The organism is Acidovorax sp. KPB24-03 (assembly GCF_057546605.1).
In genome coordinates this window covers 1-4,736 of sequence record NZ_BAAJYR010000269.1, presented here as the reverse complement: position 1 = coordinate 4,736, position 4,736 = coordinate 1, and the positions used below count along the sequence as shown (strand labels likewise).

The window sequence follows — 4,736 nt, the reverse complement described above, 5'->3', positions numbered from 1 at the left end:
CACGTACCTGAACATGGGGTACCTGATGCACCAGGGCAGCGGCTCGCAGCGCGGGTACGGGTTCGAGCTGCGCACGGACCTGTGGGGGTCGATCCGGGCGGACAAGGGGCTGCTGATCACCACATACCCGCAGGACTTCACCTCCAAGGTGGCGAGCAACAACCCGGACGGGTTCGATCAGCTGGGCAGCGGGCTGGCCGGCACCGCGGCGCTGATGAAAGAGGCCGGAAGCGCCGTGAAGGCCATGGACTCGGCCATCGGCGCCATCAATGGCCTCAAGACCTCGCACATGATGGCCCTGGGCGCGGGCGTGGCCTCCATGGTCGGCGGCCAGGCCGGGGCGTCGTCCCTGGCGAAGGCCGCCGCGGCCGTCGCCGCCTTTGCCGATGCCGGTGGGGACGGCGGTGGAGGGGGCGGGCCCGAGGTCAGCATGCCGACCAACACCGACCCGGCCATGCCGCAGTCGCAGGCGCTGCGCGAGCTGTCCAAGGACATCACGAAACCCATCGTGTCCATCGTCAGCCCCGAGGGGCATTCGATGATCAGCCCCAAGCCCATCGTGATCAGCTCCGGGCAGAGCGCATCGATGCACGCCACGCAGCACATCACGGTATCGAGCGGCGCGCAGCTCACCCAGCTGGCCAAGGGCGGCATGCTCACCCACGTCTCCCAGGGCGGGCAGCGCAACACGGTGACCCAGGGCGACGTGGCCTCCGAGGCGCAGGCCGGCCACATGAACCTCACGGCCAACCAGAACATCACCATGGCGTCCAAGACGCTCGATGCGAGCGTGCTGGGCCACGAGAACGTCAACATCAAGGCCACGCAGGATTCGGTCCTGGTCGATGCCGGACAGCACATCCGCCTGGAGGCGGCCGACAGCATCACCCTGGTGTGCGGCAAGGGCAAGGCGTACATCAAGCTCACCAAGGACGGGGACATCGAGATCGTCGGCGTGCGCAAGGGCCTGCTGCGCTTCACGGAAAGCCTCGACGAGTTCGGCAAGCCCATCAACATGAACTGCTGACCCACCGGCATCGCCGGCAGCAGCCTAGGAATCCATCCATGCAATACCACATCCAGGAGGCGGCGTTCGAGCTGCCCTCCGACGGCTTCATCGACCGCAGCGTGAACGTGCTCATCTTCGGGGACCCGGCGCTGCCGTTCAACGTGGTCGTCACCCGCGACTACTTCGACGAAGGCAGCGGGATCGAGGCGCTGCTGCAGGAGCAGCTGCGTGCGCTGTCCACCGTGGGCAAGAGCTACAAGCAGCTCGACATGAGCCGGGCGCGCCTGCCGCTGCACGGCCCCGCCGGTGAGCCGCCGGCCAACGAGACCGCTGCCCCCAACGCCGTGGGGGCCTCGGTCTCGTACAGCAAGCAAGGTCACACGCTGTACCAGCGCATCGTGCTGATCGAGCTGCCCGAGCGCAAGGCGCTGGTGCTCACCGGCACCCATGCGGCGCCCTGGAAGCCGCACCACGAAGCGCAGTGGGCGTCCATCCTGCAAAGCGTGCGCGTGCGGCCGCAGTAAGGCACGCCCCCAAGGCTCCACGCCGCCTTCGCGACAGACCGCACGGCCTTTTACAAACCCGCCCACCGGCGTACCTTCCTTCCGCGCTCCATGCCCAAAGCCGCCCGCCTGCACGATCCCATCGCCCACACCTACGCCCGCGAGGGCCATGCGGCGGGGGGCGGCCACGGCGGTGGCGATCGAGTTCGGGGCGGCGGTGGCGATCGGCGCGGCCGTGGGCACCATCGCCTGCCCGGGGCTCGGCACCCTGGCGGGCTTTCTGATCGGCGCGGCCGTGTTCGTGGGCACGCTGGTGGTGAGCCACATGTTCAGCCTGGTGGGCGACTTCTTCCAGTCGTTCGGGGAGGCGCTGGGGCGAAGTTTCAGCTCCGATTGCGGCGAGCTCACCGCGACGGGGTCGCCACGGTCTTCATCAACAAGCTGCCTGCCATCCGCGCCGGGCTGGACGTGGCCATGTGCGACAAGCACAGCATGCCGCCCAGCCTCGTCAACTTCGGCAGCGAGAACATCTTCATCGACACCTTCCGCGCCGGCCGCGAGGGCGACTACGTGGACTGCGAGGCCAAGATCAGCAAGGGCTCGGAGGACGTCAACTTCGGCGGCGAGTCGGTGCCCGTGGCCAATTTCCGGGCGCAGGAAATCCCGGACTCCGACCGCGAGCTGGCGGCCAAGGCCCGGTTCTGGGCCGGCATCCTGGGCGGGGCCGCGGGCGCCCTGAAAGCCGGCATCAAGTGCTTCGGCATTGCCGTGGGCATGGGTGTGGTCGGCGCCAAGGTGCTGGGCGAGGTCATGCCCTCCTTCGATGGCGGGCAGGGCGCGGCGAAGGGCGCGGGCAACAGCGCCGGCACCGCCCTGGGCAACCTGCTGCAGGGCAAGCCCGTGCACGCCGTCACCGGGGCCAAGGTGCTGCTGGGCGACGACGACACCGACTTCGCGCTGAGCGGCGCGCTGCCCATCGTGTGGCAGCGCACCTATGCCTCCACCGACGCGCGCACCGGCGTGCTGGGAACCGGCTGGAGCCTGCCGTTCAGCGTGGAGCTGGTGTTCCAGGACGGCAAGGCGCATTACATCGACGAGCAGGGTCGCGGCATTCCCTTCGACGACCTGCCGCCGGGCGGGCAGATGTTCAGCGTGCCCGAGGGCCTGCAACTGAGCCGCAGCGAAGGCGGGGTCTACTACATCGGCATGCCCTCGGTGGGCTGGGTCTACACCTTCGGCGCGCGCCGGAGCCAGGCCAATGGCGAGCGCCTGTCCCTGCTGCAATGGGCCGACCTGAACCACAACGCCATCGATTACCACCGCGACGCCCAGGGCCTGGTGCGCCACATCACCGACACCAGCGGCCACCGGCTGGCGCTGCACTACACCCCGGACGCGGTGGCCGGCAGTGGGCCGCGCCTGTTGCGCATCGACCTCACCGCGGGCGGGCCGCCTGGCACCCTGGTCGAATACCGCTACAGCACCGAAGGCGACCTGGTCCAGGTGACCGACCGCACCGGCCGCACGGTGCGCCGCTTCGAATGGGCACAGCACACGATGGTGGCCCAGACCTTCGAAAGCGGCTTGGTCGCCCACTACCAGTGGGACCGGCCGGGCCCGCAAGGCCGCGTGCTGCGGCACTGGCTCGACGATGCGGGCGGCGGCCTGCCGGCAACCAGCTGGACCTTCGAATACGACCTGCCCGGCGAAGCCGACGGCGACCGCCGCACGCGCGTCACCGACCACCTGGGGCGCGTGCAGCTCTTCGACCACGACGCTGACCAGAACGTCACCCGCTACGAAGACCCCCTGGGCCACATCCAGCGCATGGAATGGAACGGCCAGTGGCAATTGCGGGCCTGGACGCGCGCCGATGGCGGCCGCTTCACCTTCGACTACGACCGCCTGGGCAACCTCGTGCACGCCACCGACCCGCTGGGCCAGAGTGCGCGCATCGACTGGCACGAACGCCTGCAGCGCATCCGCGCCACGACGGCTGTGGACGGCTCGCGCTGGCACTACGAATACGACGAACGCGGCAACTGCACCGAAGTGCTGGGCCCGCCCCTGGCGCAGGATGCGCCGGATGCGTCCCTTGCGCCGGATCAAGACCCTTCGGGCACCCCGGCCGACGCCCGCTACCGGGAGGCCACCGTGTACGACGCGCGCGGCCTGCCCGTGCTCACCACCGATGCCAACGGGGGCCGCCAGCAATGGCGCTGGACGCCGCAGGCCCTGCTGGCCAGCCACACCGACTGCTCGGGCAAGACCACCCGATTCGAATACGACGCCAACGGCCATCTGCGGGTGCGCACCGATGCCCTGGGCCAGTCCACCCAGTACATCCACGACCCGCTGGGCCGCCTGCTGAGCGTGCAGCACCCCGATGGCAGCGTGCAGAACTACGCCTACGACGCGGCCGGCCGGCTGGCCTCCACCAGCGATTCGAGCCAGCGTGCGACCCGCTACCAGTACAACCTGCATGGCCAGCTGCTGACCCTGCAGGCCCCGAACGGCCGCGCCATCCACCTGGGCTACGACGCAGCGCACCGCCTGGCCATGCTGGTCAACGAGAACCACGCCAGCTACGAGTTCGCCTACGACAGCGCCGACCGCCTGCTGGAAGAGCGCCGACCCGATGGCAGCCGCCACGCCCTCGACTACGACCCCGCCGGCCGCGTGGTGGCCTTGGTGGAACACCCGGGCGAGGACGACGTGCGCCTGCAGGGCATTGCCGGGCACGTGCCGGCCTCGCCCATCCGCACGCTCTACCGGCGCGATGCGCTCGGGCGCCTGCAGGAAAAGCAGATCCTTCCCTCCGGCGAGGGCGCGCCGGGCGGCGCCCTGCTGCAGCGCTTTGCCTACGACCCGCTGCACCGGCTGGTGCGCGCGCAGATGCTGGACGCTGAGACGCAGGCCCCGGTCCACACGCTGGAGTACGCCTACAACGCCCTCGGCGATGTGGTGAAGGAGGCCGCCACCGACGCCGCCACCGGCGAGCGCACCGAGCTGCGCCATGCCCACGATGCCCTGGGCAACCGCACCGAGACGGGCCTGCCCGATGGGCGCACGCTGCACCACCTGTACTACGGCAGCGGGCATCTGCACCAGATCCATCTGGACGGCGTGGTCGTGGCCGACATCGAGCGCGACGACCTGCACCGGGAAGTGCTGCGCACCCAGGGCCGCCTGGCCAGCCGCTACGCCTACGACGCCCTGGGGCG

Annotated in this window: 3 protein-coding genes; all 3 read left to right on the top strand. The window is 69.9% G+C overall.

Annotation, left to right across the window (positions count from 1 at the left end; genetic code table 11):
• The coding region (locus AC27KI_RS18865) for a DUF2345 domain-containing protein (RefSeq protein ID WP_487115241.1) at positions 1 to 1,027 on the top strand (1,027 nt) is incomplete at its 5' end.
• Between the two features lie 38 nt (positions 1,028 to 1,065).
• Positions 1,066 to 1,533 carry a DcrB-related protein gene (locus AC27KI_RS18860; RefSeq protein ID WP_284403008.1) on the top strand — a complete coding sequence of 156 codons (468 nt, stop codon included), beginning with the start codon at positions 1,066 to 1,068 and terminating at the stop codon, positions 1,531 to 1,533.
• Positions 1,534 to 1,905: 372 nt separating this feature from the next.
• Positions 1,906 to 4,736: DUF6531 domain-containing protein (locus AC27KI_RS18855; RefSeq protein WP_487115239.1), on the top strand; the 2,831-nt coding region annotated here is incomplete at its 3' end.

What these genes read in the sequence shown, in the direction of transcription:
- AC27KI_RS18860 (WP_284403008.1), top strand. Translation starts at nt 1,066, where the DNA reads ATGCAATACCACATCCAGGAGGCGGCGTTCGAGCTGCCCTCCGACGGC.